11 protein-coding genes are annotated in these 15,677 nt (G+C 70.7%); 4 read left to right on the top strand and 7 right to left on the bottom strand.

From position 1 onward, the window contains the following. Position 1 precedes the first annotated feature (1 nt). The 4 genes from nuoL to recQ all read left to right on the top strand — a co-directional run bounded on the left by nuoL (position 2) and on the right by recQ (position 7,290). The gene (gene nuoL, locus ACFY0F_RS24890; protein ID WP_388798299.1) at positions 2-1,948 is read left to right on the top strand and encodes an NADH-quinone oxidoreductase subunit L; all 1,947 of its coding nucleotides are present in this window, start codon (positions 2-4) and stop codon (positions 1,946-1,948) included. A 5-nt stretch (positions 1,949-1,953) separates the two neighbouring features. Continuing rightward, the gene (locus ACFY0F_RS24895; protein WP_388798302.1) at positions 1,954-3,525 is read left to right on the top strand and encodes an NADH-quinone oxidoreductase subunit M; all 1,572 of its coding nucleotides are present in this window, start codon (positions 1,954-1,956) and stop codon (positions 3,523-3,525) included. After that, a complete protein-coding gene (gene nuoN / locus ACFY0F_RS24900; protein WP_388798305.1) occupies positions 3,522-5,171 on the top strand; it encodes an NADH-quinone oxidoreductase subunit NuoN in 1,650 nt (549 codons plus the stop codon). The genes ACFY0F_RS24895 and nuoN overlap by 4 nt, the downstream gene beginning before the upstream one ends. A gap of 142 nt (positions 5,172-5,313) precedes the next feature. Beyond that, positions 5,314-7,290 (top strand): DNA helicase RecQ, encoded by a 1,977-nt coding sequence (gene recQ, locus ACFY0F_RS24905; protein WP_388798631.1) that lies wholly within the window; start codon positions 5,314-5,316, stop codon positions 7,288-7,290. 13 nt (positions 7,291-7,303) lie between these two features. On the opposite strand, the gene ACFY0F_RS24910 is transcribed toward recQ, so the two are convergent. The 7 genes from ACFY0F_RS24910 to ACFY0F_RS24940 all read right to left on the bottom strand — a co-directional run bounded on the left by ACFY0F_RS24910 (position 7,304) and on the right by ACFY0F_RS24940 (position 15,330). After that, positions 7,304-10,084: a fumarate reductase/succinate dehydrogenase flavoprotein subunit gene (locus ACFY0F_RS24910; protein WP_388798307.1), complete on the bottom strand. Its 2,781-nt coding sequence runs from the start codon at positions 10,082-10,084 to the stop codon at positions 7,304-7,306. Positions 10,085-10,095: 11 nt separating this feature from the next. Continuing rightward, complete coding sequence (locus tag ACFY0F_RS24915) at positions 10,096-10,893, bottom strand: ABC transporter ATP-binding protein (protein WP_388798310.1); 798 nt, start codon at positions 10,891-10,893, stop codon at positions 10,096-10,098. Beyond that, entirely contained in the window at positions 10,877-11,803 is a 927-nt protein-coding gene (locus ACFY0F_RS24920) for an ABC transporter permease (RefSeq protein ID WP_388798313.1), read from the bottom strand. The genes ACFY0F_RS24915 and ACFY0F_RS24920 overlap by 17 nt, the downstream gene beginning before the upstream one ends. Beyond that, positions 11,800-13,155, bottom strand: a complete 1,356-nt coding sequence (locus ACFY0F_RS24925; protein WP_388798316.1) for an ABC transporter substrate-binding protein — start codon at positions 13,153-13,155, stop codon at positions 11,800-11,802. Before ACFY0F_RS24925 ends, ACFY0F_RS24920 begins: the two co-directional genes overlap by 4 nt. A gap of 15 nt (positions 13,156-13,170) precedes the next feature. Then, positions 13,171-13,398 (bottom strand): ferredoxin family protein, encoded by a 228-nt coding sequence (locus ACFY0F_RS24930; protein ID WP_031166915.1) that lies wholly within the window; start codon positions 13,396-13,398, stop codon positions 13,171-13,173. A 41-nt stretch (positions 13,399-13,439) separates the two neighbouring features. Then, positions 13,440-14,231: a GntR family transcriptional regulator gene (locus ACFY0F_RS24935; RefSeq protein ID WP_388798319.1), complete on the bottom strand. Its 792-nt coding sequence runs from the start codon at positions 14,229-14,231 to the stop codon at positions 13,440-13,442. A gap of 160 nt (positions 14,232-14,391) precedes the next feature. Continuing rightward, positions 14,392-15,330, bottom strand: coding sequence for a M56 family metallopeptidase (locus ACFY0F_RS24940; protein ID WP_388798321.1), 939 nt, complete (start codon positions 15,328-15,330; stop codon positions 14,392-14,394). Positions 15,331-15,677 lie beyond the last annotated feature (347 nt).

Raw genomic sequence — 15,677 nt, forward strand, 5'->3', positions numbered from 1 at the left:
CGTGGAGAACCTGATCGCGCTGCTGATCGCGGCGCCCCTGCTCGGAGCGGCCGTCCTGCTGGTCGGCGGCCGGCGGCTCGACGCCGTCGGCCCCTGGATCGGCACGCTCCTGTCGACGACCTCCTTCGTGTTCGGCGTGATGCTCTTCGCCGACCTCCTGGGCAAGGACGCCGAACACCGCACGCTCACCCAGCACCTGTGGACGTGGATCTCCGTGGGCAGCTTCCAGGCGGACGTCACCTTCCGCCTCGACCAGCTGTCGATGACGTTCGTGCTGCTGATCACCGGCGTCGGCTCGCTGATCCACCTGTACTCGGTCGGGTACATGGAGCACGACGAGCGCCGCCGCCGCTTCTTCGGCTATCTGAACCTGTTCCTCGCGGCGATGCTGCTGCTGGTCCTCGCCGACAACTACCTGCTGCTGTACGTCGGCTGGGAGGGCGTCGGTCTCGCCTCCTACCTGCTGATCGGGTTCTGGCAGCACAAGCCCAGCGCGGCGACCGCGGCGAAGAAGGCCTTCCTGGTCAACCGGGTCGGCGACATGGGCCTGTCGATCGCGATCATGCTGATGTTCACGACCTTCGGGTCCTTCGCCTTCGGCCCGGTGTTCAGCCACGTCGGCGACGCCTCCGAGGGCAAGCTCACCGCCATCGGCCTGATGCTGCTGCTCGCCGCCTGCGGCAAGTCCGCCCAGGTGCCGCTGCAGTCCTGGCTCGGGGACGCGATGGAGGGCCCGACCCCGGTCTCGGCCCTGATCCACGCCGCGACGATGGTGACCGCGGGTGTGTACCTGATCGTCCGGTCCGCGGCGATCTTCAACGCGGCACCCGACGCACAGCTCGTGGTCACCGTGGTCGGCGCGGTCACGCTCCTGTTCGGTGCGATCGTCGGTTGTGCGAAGGACGACATCAAGAAGGCGCTGGCCGGCTCGACCATGTCGCAGATCGGCTACATGGTGCTGGCCGCGGGCCTCGGCCCCATCGGCTACGTCTTCGCGATCATGCACCTGGTGACGCACGGCTTCTTCAAGGCGGGGCTGTTCCTCGGGGCCGGTTCGGTCATGCACGGCATGAACGACGAGGTCGACATGCGCAAGTACGGCGGCCTGCGCAAGTACATGCCGGTCACCTTCATCACCTTCGGCCTCGGCTATCTCGCCATCATCGGCTTCCCCGGTCTGTCCGGCTTCTTCTCCAAGGACAAGATCATCGAGGCGGCCTTCGCCAAGGGCGGCACCCAGGGCTGGATCCTCGGCGGCGTGGCCCTGCTGGGCGCGGCCATCACCGCCTTCTACATGACGCGCGTGATGCTGATGACGTTCTTCGGCGAGGAGCGCTGGCGGAACCAGCCCACCCGCTCGCCCGAGGCGCCGAGCGCGGAGCCCGCGGCCGAGCACCACGGCGAGCACGCGGAACCGCACCCGCACGAGTCCCCGAAGATCATGACGATCCCGATGATCGTGCTGGCCGTCGGATCGGTCTTCGGCGGCGCGTTCTTCAGCCTCGGCGACCGCTTCCTGCACTGGCTGGAGCCGGTCACCGGGCACAGTGAGGGCAACTCGCCGGTCAGCGCCTGGGCGGTCACCGGCGCGACCATGGTGTGCCTGGTCATCGGCGTCGGTCTCGCCTGGGCCCAGTACGGACGCAAACCCGTCCCGGCCGTCGCCCCGCGCGGGTCGCTGCTCACCCGGGCAGCCCGGCGCGACCTGCTCCAGGACGACTTCAACCACGTGGTCCTGGTGCGCGGCGGAGAGCACCTCACGCGCTCCCTGGTGTACGTCGACCACACCCTGGTCGACGGGGTCGTCAACGGCACCGCGGCCTCGTTCGGGGGCCTGTCCGGACGGCTGCGCAGGCTGCAGAACGGCTTCGCGCGTTCCTACGCGGTCTCGATGTTCGGCGGCGCGGCACTCCTGGTCGCCGCGACCCTGCTGATGAGGGCGGTCTGATACCGATGTCCTTTCCTCTGCTGACAGCGACGGCGGCGCTCCCGGCCGTCGGAGCGGTCGCCACGGCCGCCGTACCGGCCGCGCGGCGCACCGCCGCCAAGTGGCTCGCGCTGGTGTTCTCGGTCGCCACGCTCGTCCTCGCGGTCGTCGTCCTGGTCCGCTTCGACCCGGGCGGCGCCCGCTACCAGCTCACCGAGTCCCACGCCTGGATCAAGGACTTCGGGGTCAGGTACGAGCTCGGCGTGGACGGTATCGCGGTGGCGCTCGTCGCGCTGACCGCCCTGCTGATCCCGTTCATCGTCCTGGCGGGCTGGAACGACGCCGATCCGCTGGAGACCGGAAGCCGCCGCTGGCGGCCCATCCAGGGCTTCTTCGCGCTGATCCTGGCCGTCGAGGCAATGGTGATCATCTCGTTCGAGGCCACCGACGTCTTCGTCTTCTACATCTTCTTCGAAGCCATGCTGATCCCGATGTACTTCCTCATCGGCGGCTTCGGAGACCGTGCCCACGAGCACGGAGAAGAGGCGGCTTCGACGCAACGCTCGTACGCGGCGGTCAAGTTCCTGCTCTACAACCTGGTCGGCGGCCTGATCATGCTGGCCGCGGTGATCGGCCTGTACGTGGTCGCCGGGAGCTTCTCGCTCACGGAGATCGCCCAGGCGCGTACCAACGGCTCCCTGCACATGGCGACGAGCACCGAACGCTGGCTGTTCCTGGGCTTCTTCTTCGCCTTCGCGGTGAAGGCGCCCCTGTGGCCGCTGCACACCTGGCTGCCCAACGCGATGGGGGAGGCCACCGCCCCGGTCGCCGTGCTCATCACGGCGGTCGTCGACAAGGTGGGCACCTTCGCGATGCTCCGCTTCTGCCTCCAGCTCTTCCCGGAGGCGAGCAAGTGGGCGACGCCCGTCATCCTCGTACTGGCGTTGATCAGCATCGTCTACGGCGCCCTGCTCGCGGTCGGCCAGCGGGACATCAAGCGGCTGGTGGCATACGCGTCGATCTCCCACTTCGGCTTCATCATCATGGGCATCTTCGCGATGACCAGCCAGGGTCAGTCCGGGGCGACGCTGTACATGGTCAACCACGGCATCTCCACGGCCGCGCTGATGCTGGTCGCGGGCTTCCTGATCTCCCGGCGCGGTTCGCGGCTCATCGCGGACTACGGAGGTGTGCAGAAGGTGGCCCCGGTGCTCGCCGGCACGTTCCTGATCGGCGGTCTGGCCACCCTCTCGCTGCCGGGGCTCGCGCCGTTCGTGAGTGAGTTCCTGGTGCTGGTCGGTACGTTCACACGCCACCCGGTGATCGGGATCATCGCCACCTTCGGCATCGTGCTCGCCGCGCTCTACACCCTCGTCCTGTACCAGCGGACGATGACGGGCCCGGTGAAGCCGGAGGTCTCCGCGATGCCCGACCTCCGCGCGCGTGAGCTGGTGGTCGTGGCTCCGCTGATCGTGCTGCTGATCTTCCTGGGCGTCTATCCGAAGCCCGTCACGGACATCGTCAACCCGGCGGTCAAACAGACCATGTCCGACGTACACAAGCAGGATCCCAAGCCCGAGGTGGAGGCGGCCAAGTGAGTGCAGCAGCCGTCCACAGCCTGTGGACAACCGCGGCCGAACCGATCTCGAAGATCGACGCGCCGAAGATCGAATACGCACAGCTCTCCCCGACCCTGATCGTCGTCGGCGCGGCGATCGTCGGGGTGCTGGTCGAGGCGTTCGTCCCCCGCAAGTCCCGCTACTACGCACAGGTGTTCGTCTCCGCGGTCGCGCTGGCCGCCGCCTTCGCCGCGGTGATCGGCCTCGCGGCCGATGGCTACGGCACCACGAAGGCGCACATCGCGGCGATGGGCGCGATCGCGGTCGACGGGCCGTCGCTGTTCCTGCAGGGCACGATCCTGCTGGCCGGCCTGGTCGGCCTGTTCACCTTCGCCGAACGGCGGCTCGACCCGGCGGCGCACGGCAACCGGGTCGACTCCTTCGCCGCGCAGGCGGCGTCCGTGCCGGGCAGCGACAGCGAGAAGGCCGCGGTGAAGGCCGGATTCACCACCACCGAGGTCTTCCCGCTGCTGCTGTTCGCGGTCGCCGGGATGCTGGTGTTCCCCTCGGCCAACGACCTGCTGACGCTGTTCGTGGCCCTGGAGGTCTTCTCACTGCCGCTGTACCTGCTGTGCGCGCTGGCCCGCCGCAAGCGGCTGATGTCGCAGGAGGCCGCGGTCAAGTACTTCCTGCTCGGCGCGTTCGCCTCGGCGTTCACCCTGTTCGGCATCGCGCTGCTGTACGGCTACGCGGGCTCGGTGTCGTACGGGACGATCGCACAGGTCGTCGACGGCACGGTCACCAACGTCGACCCGGCGCTGGCCGACACCATGGGCAACGACGCTCTGCTGCTGATCGGCGCCGCGATGGTGGTGATGGGCCTGCTGTTCAAGGTCGGCGCCATCCCCTTCCACATGTGGACGCCCGACGTGTACCAGGGCGCCCCGACCCCGGTGACCGGCTTCATGGCGGCGGCCACCAAGGTGGCGGCCTTCGGCGCGCTGCTTCGGCTGCTGTACGTCGTACTGCCGGGGATGCGCTGGGACTGGCGGCCGGTCATGTGGGCCGTCGCGATCATCACGATGCTGGGCGGTGCGATCGTCGCGATCACCCAGACCGACATCAAACGGCTGCTGGCCTACTCGTCGATCGCGCACGCCGGATTCATCCTCGCGGGTGTCATCGCGACCTCGAAGGACGGTGTGTCGTCCGTCCTCTTCTACCTGGCCGCGTACTCCTTCGTGACGATCGGCGCGTTCGCCGTGGTGACCCTGGTGCGCGACGCCGGCGGTGAGGCGACGCACCTGTCCAAGTGGGCGGGGCTCGGCCGCCGGTCGCCGCTGGTGGCCGCCGTGTTCGCGGTGTTCCTGCTCGCCTTCGCCGGTATCCCGCTGACCTCCGGGTTCGCCGGTAAGTTCGCCGTCTTCAAGGCGGCGGCGGAGGGCGGCGCGGTCCCGCTGGTCGTGATCGGTGTGATCTCCTCGGCGATCGCGGCGTTCTTCTACATCCGCGTGATCGTGCTCATGTTCTTCAGCGAGCCCCGGCCCGAGGGCCCGACGGTCGCCGTGCCGTCCCCGCTGACCATGGCGGCGATCGGCGTGGGCGTGGCGGTGACGCTGGTGCTCGGTGTGGCACCGCAGTACTTCCTGGACCTGGCGAGCCAGGCCGGAGTGTTCGTGCGCTGACCGGATACGAAGGGCCCCGGTCCTCCTTCGGGAGGCCGGGGCCCTTCGTGCGCACCCAGCCCTGTGGATAACTCCGGCGCTGTCACCGCGGAGCCCTATCGTGGACGCAGTGGTCGTCAGACGACGTACGGGGGACACGACGATGGGCGGGACAGGCGGGATCGGCGAGATGCCAGGGACGACGGACAGCGAGACGCTGGCCACGCTGCACCGGGTCTTCGGATACGAGGCCTTCCGTGGCGAGCAGGAAGCGGTCATCGAGCATGTGGTGGCGGGCGGCGACGCCGTCGTCCTCATGCCGACCGGCGGCGGCAAGTCGCTGTGCTACCAGATCCCGGCCCTGGTCAGACCGGGTACAGGCATCGTCGTCTCCCCGCTCATCGCCCTCATGCAGGACCAGGTCGACGCCCTGCGCGCGCTCGGCGTCAACGCCGGGTTCATGAACTCCACGCAGGACTTCGACGAGCGGCGCGTGGTCGAGGCGCAGTTCCTGTCCGGCGAGCTGGACCTGCTCTACCTGGCGCCCGAGCGATTGCGCCTGGAGTCCACGCTCGACCTGCTCTCCCGGGGCAAGATCGCGGTCTTCGCCATCGACGAGGCGCACTGCGTCTCCCAGTGGGGTCACGACTTCCGGCCCGACTACCTGGCGCTCTCCGTACTGGGCGAGCGCTGGCCGGACGTGCCGCGGATCGCCCTGACGGCGACGGCCACCCACGCCACCCACCAGGAGATCACCCAGCGGCTGCACATGCCGACGGCCCGCCATTTCGTGGCGAGTTTCGACCGGCCCAACATCCAGTACCGGATCGTGCCCAAGGCCGACCCGAAGAAGCAGCTCCTCGCGTTCCTGCGGGAGGAGCACGCGGGTGACGCGGGCATCGTGTACTGCCTCTCGCGCAACTCGGTGGAGAAGACCGCGGAGTTCCTCTCACGCAACGGCATCGAGGCGGTGCCGTACCACGCCGGCCTGGACGCGGGCACACGCGCGGCGCACCAGTCCCGGTTCCTGCGTGAGGACGGCCTGGTCGTGGTCGCCACCATCGCCTTCGGTATGGGCATCGACAAGCCGGACGTGCGGTTCGTCGCACATCTCGACCTGCCCAAGTCGATCGAGGGCTACTACCAGGAGACGGGCCGCGCGGGACGGGACGGCCTGCCGTCGACGGCCTGGATGGCGTACGGTCTCAACGACGTCATACAGCAGCGCAAGCTGATCCAGTCCGGCGAGGGCGACGAGGCATTCCGCCGCCGCGCCGCCGCCCACCTGGACTCGATGCTCGCCCTGTGCGAGACGGCCAGGTGCCGCCGCGGCCAGTTGCTCGCCTACTTCGGCCAGGACCCCGACCCGGCGGGCTGCGGCAACTGCGACACGTGCCTCACACCACCGGAGACCTGGGACGGCACGGTCGCCGCGCAGAAGGTGTTGTCGACGGTGGTGCGGCTGCAGCGCGAGCGTGGGCAGAAGTTCGGCGCCGTGCAGATCGTGGACATCCTGCTCGGCAAGCGCACCGGCAAGGTGATCCAGTTCGACCACGATCAGCTGTCCGTCTTCGGCATCGGCGAGGACCTCGGCGAGGGCGAGTGGCGCGGCGTCATCCGGCAGTTGCTGGCCCAGGGACTGCTCGCGGTCGAGGGGGAGTACGGCACGCTGGTGCTCACCGAGGCGAGCGGGGCCGTGCTGCGCCGGGAACGGGAGGTGCCGCTGCGCAAGGAGCCGAAGACGCCGGCGACTTCGCGGACGTCGTCTGCGGGTTCCTCCGGCCGGGGCGAGCGCAAGGCGAAGACGGTCGCGGCCGAACTGCCCGAGGAACTGCTTCCCGCCTTCGAGGCACTGCGCGCCTGGCGCGCCGAGCAGGCACGGGAACAGGGTGTCCCGGCCTATGTCGTCTTCCACGACGCCACACTCCGGGAGATCGTCACGGCGTGGCCGACCTCCGTGGCGCAACTGGGCAGCGTCGGAGGCGTCGGCGAGAAGAAGCTGGCGACATACGGCGAGGGCGTCCTCGAAGTGCTGTCCTCCCTGGACGCCCCCGCCGCGGACCGCCCGGCCCCGGCCACCGCGGACGACGACTGGCCGGAGCCGGACGAGGAGCCGGAGCCGGATCCCGACTGGATATAGACGCCGGAGCGCGTCACAGCCCCCGCACCGCGTAGGCCCTGACATCCGCGTCCGGATCCGACGTGACCGTGGCGAGGGCCGCCCGGGCCTCCGCTGCGGTGTGGTGCCCGGTCAGGGCCAGCACCGCCGCCTTGCGTACGTCGGCGTTCGGGTCGGCCAGCGCCTTGGCCAGGGCGGGCACGGCCGTGTCGGCGGGCGCGGCGGACAGGGCGGTGGCGGCACCGGCGCGGACCTGCCACGCCGCGTCGGACAGCGCGGCCACGGCACGCGCGGCGATCGGTGCAGGGCAGCCGACCGTGGCCAGCGCCCCGAGCGCGGCACCGCGCACCAGCGGATCGGCGTCCACGGTGAGGCCGTCAAGGGTGCCGGTGAGCAGCTCCAGAGCGTTCGGGGCCAGGGCTGGTGAGCTGACGGCGGACAGCGCCTTGGCGACGGTGACGCGCACTTCCCGGGAGGGGTCGCCCGCCGCACCGGCCAGCGGTTCGACCGCGTCCACCGAGACGAGTGCGCGCACGGCCTCGATACGGACGGCGATGTCGGCGTCGTCCAGTGCCCCGGCGAACAGGTTGGCGTTCCCCAGGCGCAGGGCGCGCAGCACGTCCAGGGCGGTGGCGCGGACAACGGGGTCGGCCTCGGACAGTGCCCCGGTGAGGGCGGCACCGAGGGCGGGTTCGGCCGGGAGGGTCTCGACCAGCTCGCGCAGCGAGGCCGCGGCGGCCGCCCGTACGTCGGTGTCGGGGTCGGTAAGGGCGTCGGCGAGTGCCTGCCCGGTGCCGGGCGGCGCCGTCTCGGTGAGGACCGAGACCGCCGTCCGCCGCACGGATGGGTCGGGATCGGTCAAGTAGGGCTCGATCGTGGCGAGTTCGGGCTCCTCCTCGGCCAGCTCCAGCAGCCGGAGCAGCCGGGGCGAGGCAGTCCGCCCCAAACCGTGGTCCGCGGGCTCGGCAGCACGTGCCGGGGCCGGTCCCGTCGCCACCGGCGCCACGTCCCGGGACCCGGCCGTGGCCACGTCCTCGGCATGGACCTCGCCCAGATGCCGGGACGGGCCGCCGACCGGGGTGAATTCATCCACCGCAACCAGATACGGAGCCACGGGGCGAGCCGTGAACTCCATCGCACCAGAGGGGGACTTGTGCAGATCGAGATGATGGAACCAGGACGCGTCGTCACGCCGGGGATGGTCGAGACGGTCGTGGTAGAGGCCCCAGCGGGACTCCGTGCGGGCGAGGGAGGCGCGGGCGGCCATCTCGGCGCAGTCGCGGATGAAGGTGACCTCCGCGCACCGCATCAGCTCGTGCGGGGTGCGGGCACCCATGGCCGCGATGTCGGAGCGCATCCGCTCGAAGGCCTCCAGGGCCAGCGACAGCCGGGCTCCCGACTTCGGCGGGGTCACGTAGTCGTTCACGAAGCGGCGCAGCTTGTACTCGACCTGGGTCTGCGGCGGGCCCTCCGGGTTGCGCAGCGGACGGTAGATCAGGTCGTGCGCCTCCCGCAACTGGTCCTCGGGAAGCTCCCCCTCGTACGCGCGGTACCGGGAGGCGTCCGCACCGGCCAGGTCGCCGAAGACGAAGGCACCGATCATGTAGTTGTGCGGGACGCAGGCCAGGTCGCCGGCGGCGTACAGGCGCGGGACGGTGGTGCGGGCGTGGTCGTCGACCCGGACGCCGGAGGCCGAGTGGCCGCCGCACAGACCGATCTCGGAGATGTGCATCTCGACGTCATGGGTCCGGTAGTCGTGACCGCGGCCGGCGTGGAAGGTGCCTCGGGTGGGCCGCTCGGTGGAGTGCAGGATGGACTCCAGAGCCGAGACGGACTCCTCGGGCAGATGGCTCAGCTTCAGGTAGACCGGGCCGCGGTCGCTGGCGACCTCGGCGGCGAACTCGGCCATCATCTGCCCGGACCAGTAGTCGGAGTCGACGAAGCGCTCGCCGTGCCGGTTGACCTGGTACCCGCCGAAGGGGTTGGCGACGTAGGCACAGGCCGGCCCGTTGTAGTCCTTGATCAGCGGGTTGATCTGGAAGCACTCGATACCGGTGAGCTCGGCGCCCGCGTGGTAGGCCATGGCGTACCCGTCACCGGCGTTGGTGGGGTTCTCGTAGGTGCCGTAGAGGTAGCCGGAGGCGGGCAGGCCGAGGCGGCCGCAGGCACCGGTGGCGAGGATCACCGCGCCCGCGCGGACGGTGACGAACGCACCGGTGCGGGTGTGAAAGCCGACGGCACCCACTGCCCGCCCGTCGTCCGGCGCCGTCAGCACGCGCACCGGCATCACCCGGTTCTCGATACGTATCCGCTCCCGCATCTCACGACGCCGCAACTGCCGGTACAGGACCTTCTTGACATCCTTTCCTTCCGGCATCGGCAGTACGTACGAACCGGAGCGATGCACCTGGCGGACCGCGTACGCGCCATGCTCGTCCTTCTCGAACTTGACCCCGTACGACTCCAGGCGCTGGACCATCGCGAAGCCGCGGGTGGCGGTCTGGCGGACGGTGGACTGGTCGACGATGCCGTCGTTGGCACGGGTGATCTCGGCGACGTAGTCGTCGGGCTCGGCGCGGCCGGGGATGACCGCGTTGTTGACGCCGTCCATGCCCATGGCCAGCGCGCCGGAGTGGCGGACGTGGGCCTTCTCCAGGAGCAGGACGTTCGCACCGCGCTCGGCGGCGGTCAAGGCGGCCATGGTGCCGGCGGTGCCGCCGCCGATGACCAGGACGTCGCAGGTCAGCTCGTCGGCGTCGGTGACGGCGGGGATCTCCAGGGGGGCCTGCGTGGGGGCGTTCGCGGGGGTGGTCACCGGGGTGCCTTTCAGGTGCCGGGCAAGGAGAGGACGGTGCGGCGCAGGGCCGTGCGGGCCGGGTTGTCGAGGGCGCCGCGGTCGCGCGGGCGCGGCACCTCGCGCACGGCGGCCACGCGGCCGGCGCCGAGGAGGACGACACGGTCGCCGAGGAACAGCGCCTCGTCGACGTCATGGGTGACGAAGACGACCGTCGCGCCGGTGCCGCGCAGCACCTCCACCAGCAGGTCCTGCATGCCGGAGCGGGTCTGGGCGTCGAGCGCGCCGAAGGGCTCGTCCATGAGCACCGCCCGCGGGCTGCCGGCCAGTGCTCGGGCCAACTGCGCCCGCTGGCGCTGCCCGCCGGAAACGCGGTGCGGCAACTGCCCTGCCTGTGCGGTGAGTCCGACACGGGCGAGCCAGGACTCGGCCTCGGAACGACGTGCGGAGCGCGGAACTCCCTTGATGGCCAGTGGAAGTTCGACGTTGGCGCGCAAGGTGCGCCAGGGCAGCAGGGCATCCTCCTGGAAGACCAGCGCGCGGTCGGCGGACGGCCCGGTCAGCGGGCTGCCGTCCTGCTCCACCGACCCGGCCAGCGGGGACAGCAGCCCGGCCAGCGTGCGCAGCAGCGTCGACTTGCCGCAGCCGGAGGGGCCGACGACCGTGAGGATCTCGCCGGGGGCGACGTCCAGGCGGACGTCGTGCAGGACGGGGGCGTCCGGCCGGCCGAGGACGGCGGCGCGCAGGGTGAGCCGGGTGCCGCGTGCGGGCTGCGGTGCCGTTGCCGCCGGTGCGGCGGCGGTCTCGACCGTGTCAGACGAGGTGCTCATCGCGCGCCTCCTGCTCGGACTCGTCATGGCCTTCGTGCTGGGCCTCGGACTGGTTCTCGGGCTTGCCATCGGCCTGCACGGCCGGGGCGGTGACTGGGGGAGCCGCGGTACGGGGCCGGCCGCCGGAGACGTACGAGGTGCGCGGCAGCCAGCGGGTCAGCCGACGACCGAGCAGTTCGACGAGGGTGGAGGTGACCCAGCCGAGTACGCCAATGGTGACCATGCCGACGAACACACCCGGGTAGTTGACGATCGTGTAGTCCTGCCAGGTGCGGTAACCGACGCCGTACTGGCCGGAGATCATCTCGGCGGAGATCACGCATATCCACGAGACGCCGATGCCCACCGACAGGCCTCCGAAGATGCCGGGCAGCGCCCCCGGCAGGACCACGGAGCCGAGGATCCGCCACCGGCCGCCGCCCATGGTGCGTACCCCCTCCTCCCAGACCGGCGTCAGTGCCCGGACCGCGTGCCGGGTGGAGACCAGCACGGGGAAGAAGGCGGCGGTGCAGGTGATGAAGACGATGCCCTGCTCGTTGGAGGGGAAGAGGAGGATCGCGACCGGGACAAGGGCGATCGCCGGGATCGGTCGGATCACCTCCAGGACCGGGCCGAGCAGGTCCTCGGCGAGGCGCGAGCGGGCCACGAGCACGCCCGTCGCCACGCCCAGGACGGCCGCGAGTGCGAAACCGGTGACGATCCGGGTGAGGCTGTCGGTCAGATCGGTCCAGTAGTCGCTGCCGGAGAGCCGGTCGGCGAAGGCGTGGGCGATGTCGGTGACCGTGGGGAACTGCGAGAAGCGCAGCCACAGATCGACTTTCAAGGTGGTCAGCAGCTGCCAGAGACCGAGTGCGGTGGCCAGGGACGCCACCCGCAGCGCATACCGGGTGAGCGGGCGCCGGGCCGTCACGAGGCCCGCCCGAGAGCGTCGGCGTACGAGACGGTGCGGGCCCCCTGGTGAGTTGTGATGTACGCCTGGGCGGTCGCCGGGGCGACGAACGGGAGCAGTTGGTCGCCGTCGGCCACCCACACCGCCTTGTCGGCGAACCACAGCGTGCCGGTGGTGGCGTCGGGGACGTACGCGGCACGCACACCGTTCTTGTGCCCGGCCACGTAGGTGAGCAGCGCCTTCGGGGATTTGAAGCTTGTGGTCTTCTCGGCTCCCTTCGTCCACACCTCGCTCGCGAACGGTGCGGGGGCCGCGGCGAGCTCCTTGGCGTAGGAGGAGCCGAGGGCCTTCTTCACGTACTGGTCGTCCACGAAGGAGTCGACGTCGATGTCACCGGTCAGCTTGGCGGCCTTCAGGACTGACACGTCCTGCTTGAGCGCGGAGACGAGCTGCGGCTTGACGGCGGGGTCGAAGGTGGAGATGCCGTGGGCGCCGTTGTAGAGATAGACGACTTCTGCGGGCAGGCCGGTGGCCTTGGCGACCTTCTCTGCGGCGGTGACGGGGTGGGCGTTGAGGTAGTCGGTCGCCTGGGCCTGGGCTTTGAGGAAGGCCTTCAGGACGGCGGGCCGCTGCTTGGCGAAGTCCTCGCGTGCGGTGACGCCGTGGAAGGTGGGCAGGTTCAGCTGGGCGCCGTCGTACAGGGCCTTCGCGTTGCCCTGGTAGGCGAGCAGACCCGGCCAGGCCACGAACTGGGACAACGCGTCGACGCTGCCGGCGGAGAGTGCCGAGGCACCGACCGCGGGCTGCTGGTTGAGCTTGGAGATGCCCTTGTTCGGGTCGATCCCAGCTCGCTGCAGGGCCCGTACCAGGGTGCCGTCGGCGGCGGAGCCGATGCTGGTGGAGACCTTCTTGCCCTTGAGGTCCGTAAGGGAGGTGAGCTTGGAGTTCGGGGCCGTGACGATGGTGTTGAGGCCGCCGCGCAGGTTGTAGCCGGTGACGGACACCAGGCGGGTGGGGCGGCCGAGCTGCTTGCCGCGGGCGGCGTTGAGCAGCAGCGGGAAGTCACCCATCGAACCGATGTCGATCTTCCCGGCGGTCATCTGGGCGGTGATGGGGGCGCCGGTGGCGTAGTCCTGCCAGTCGACCTTGTAGGTGTGGCCGTCATGGAGGGCGTTGAGCTGCTGCTCGAAGTAGCCGAGGGAACGCAGGAGCGTGCCCGCGGTGACCGTGTTGATGGTCTTGGACTGGTAGCCGACCGTGATGGTGACCGTGGAGCCGTCACCGGCCTGCGCGGTCCCACCGCAGGCGGAGAGGGGGAGCAGCAGGGATGCGGCGGACAGGGCGATCGCCGTGCGTGTTGCCGTGCGCTTCATGGGAGTTCGGGCCTTTCACCGGAGCAGATAGGGCATGTTGACCGTGACGGCTCCGGTGGGGCAGCGGGCCGCGCACGGGCCGCAGTACCAGCACTCGTCGACGTGCATGTACGCCTTGCCGTTGGTCTCGTCGATGGCGAGGGAGTCCAGCGGGCACATGTCCACGCAGAGGGTGCAGCCGTCGATGCACTTCGACTCGTCGATGGTCACGGGCACGTCGGCCCGCTGGGGCGCCAAGGGCATGGCTGTCTCCAGGAAGGTCGAGCTCTAGGGGAAGCGGGGTGTCAGAGGCAGCGGCGCAGCAGGCCGCTCATGGTGATGCGGTCGCCGCGGAAGCGGATGAACTCCAGGTCGACCGGGCGGCCGTCGGCGAGGTGGGTGAGCCGTTCCAGCATCAGGACGGCCGCGCCGCGCGGGGCCTCGAGGACGGTGGCGGAGTGCGCGTCCGCGTTCACCGCCTCCAGCGTGATCTCGGCGTGGCCGAGGCGCTGGCCGGTGGTGGCCTCGAGAAGGCGGAAGACGTCGGTGTTCTCCAGGTCGGCGCCGAGCAGGGCGGTGCCGACGTCGAGCGGGATGTAGGTGAGGTCGAGGGAGAGGGGCAGGCCGCCCAGGCGGCGCAGCCGTTCGATGTACAGGACGTCGGCGCCGGGGGGGACTCGGAGGCGTTCGGCCACCGGGGCGGGCGCGGGAGCGGGGCACATGGTGCGGACCTCGTTGGTGACGCGGCCGTGTTCGCGGAGGGTTTCCGCGAGGCCCATCAGCCGGTCGAGCCCGTGGGGGTACTTCCGGGCGACGACCACGGTGCCCACACCGGGCAGGCGGTCCACGAGTCCCTCGGCGCGGAGCAGGTCGAGGGCCTGGCGGACGGTGTTGCGGGAGGCGCGGTAGTCGGCGGCGAGGGTGGATTCGTGGGGAAGTGTGCCGTCGGGATGGGCGCCGGTGAGGATCTGGTGGCGGAGGAGATCGGCGAGCTGCCTTGCCTGGTCCGCACGCAGCCGACGACGCGTCCGGTGGGCGGCGACCGTGGTCGCGGCGCCTTGACCGGCGTGGTCTCGGATGCGGTCGGTGGGTGGCATGTCGTGAACCATACCGAGCCGGTAGGGAAAGTCGTGTTGCTGGAGTGTTGCGCCATCTGACGCATCGATGAGTTGGGGCGCTGAGCTGGGACTTTGCCTTTGGCTGCGGGGAGATGCGCCACTGACTGCGTGATCGTTCGGCCCGCTCTGCGGCGCGGCGTCAGGACAGTGCCGACAGCCCCGGAGCGAAGGTGATCAGCAGCGGCAGCAGCGGCACCAGTGCCGCCACCGTGGTGGTCAGTGCACGCTGCCTGCGCAGCAGCCGCGGTGGGGGTTGCAGGAGGCGGTCGACGCGCTCGCCCAGGAGCCGGCGGCTGGAGGCGCAGGACAGCACACCGCGGTGCTGGTTCAGCTCGATCAGGGCCAGCGCGGTGGTGAGGTGGCCGCAGCGGCGGGAGGCGGCGTCGTCGGCGGCCAGCTCGACCAGGCGGTGGGTCTGGTCGCAGAAGTGGGCGAAGAGCGGGACACGGGGGAAGCCGGTGGCGAGGGCGGTGGACAGGTGCAGCAGCCAGTCGTGGTGGGCGCGGGCGTGGCCGCGCTCGTGGGTGAGGACGGCGTCCAGCTGGTGGTCGGTGAGCCGCTGCAGGGCGCCTGTGGTGACGACCAGCTGGGGCGGATGACCCGGCATCCACCAGGCGTCGGGGTACTCGTCCTCGAGTACCAGCATGGGGCCCCGCGCGGCAGGCAGCCCGGCGGGCAGCTCCGGCGCGCGTTCACGCAGATGGGCCCGGGTCACGCCGCGGCGCCGACGGGCCTCGAAGAGCTCGCGGCCGAGCATCGCGGTGGTCCACGCGGCCCCGCAGGCGAGCAGCACGGTGAGCGAGACGGCCCAGACCGGGGCGGCCGACAGGTCGTACGCGGCGGTCACGGCGGGCGGCGCGGGCGCGAAGACGCGGTCGCGGACCGTGTGGAAGACGGCGGCGGCGCCCAGAACCAGCGCGGTCAGGCAGCACAGCAGCACGGTGGCGACGAGGCACTGCCAGACCCACAGCGCGACCACGGGCTCCCGTTCGGCCCACGATGCCCGGGTCAGCGCGCGTGGCACCGGCACGGCGGCCGTCAGGGCGACGACGCTGAGCAGGAGCAGGCAGACGGTCATGCCGGGGGCTCCGGTTCCTGGTCGGAGACAGGGACGGACGGAGGGCTGGTCCGGGTGGCGGTTCAGGTGGTGCACGCTGTTACGCCAGTATGACGCCGACGGGGCCCGGAGTCAGTCGTCATCGGCAAACACCGGCCGATCTCGATCCTCCCGGCCCCTGTTCTCACAGCGCTCCCCTGGCCGCCCCCAACACCTCGTCGTCCGCCGCACCGAGGGCCCGGGCCTCCGCCGCGAACCTGCGGGCGGGATCGGCCGGTTCGGACGGCCCGGGACGCCGCGCTGGGGCCGGCAGGGGGGCGATGCGGGTGCCCGCGCCCCGTCGGGCGCGGAACAGACCCGCGGACTCC

Source organism: Streptomyces sp. NPDC001544, assembly GCF_042894285.1.
In the GTDB taxonomy this organism is placed as follows: domain Bacteria; phylum Actinomycetota; class Actinomycetes; order Streptomycetales; family Streptomycetaceae; genus Streptomyces.

Bases quoted from the DNA above. Each gene is read 5' to 3' on its own strand.
- ACFY0F_RS24895 (WP_388798302.1), top strand. From the start codon at position 1,954: ATGTCCTTTCCTCTGCTGACAGCGACGGCGGCGCTCCCGGCCGTCGGA.
- recQ (WP_388798631.1), top strand. From the start codon at position 5,314: ATGGGCGGGACAGGCGGGATCGGCGAGATGCCAGGGACGACGGACAGC.
- ACFY0F_RS24915 (WP_388798310.1), bottom strand. From the start codon at position 10,893: ATGAGCACCTCGTCTGACACGGTCGAGACCGCCGCCGCACCGGCGGCA.
- ACFY0F_RS24925 (WP_388798316.1), bottom strand. From the start codon at position 13,155: ATGAAGCGCACGGCAACACGCACGGCGATCGCCCTGTCCGCCGCATCC.
- ACFY0F_RS24930 (WP_031166915.1), bottom strand. From the start codon at position 13,398: ATGCCCTTGGCGCCCCAGCGGGCCGACGTGCCCGTGACCATCGACGAG.
- ACFY0F_RS24935 (WP_388798319.1), bottom strand. From the start codon at position 14,231: ATGCCACCCACCGACCGCATCCGAGACCACGCCGGTCAAGGCGCCGCG.
- ACFY0F_RS24940 (WP_388798321.1), bottom strand. From the start codon at position 15,330: ATGACCGTCTGCCTGCTCCTGCTCAGCGTCGTCGCCCTGACGGCCGCC.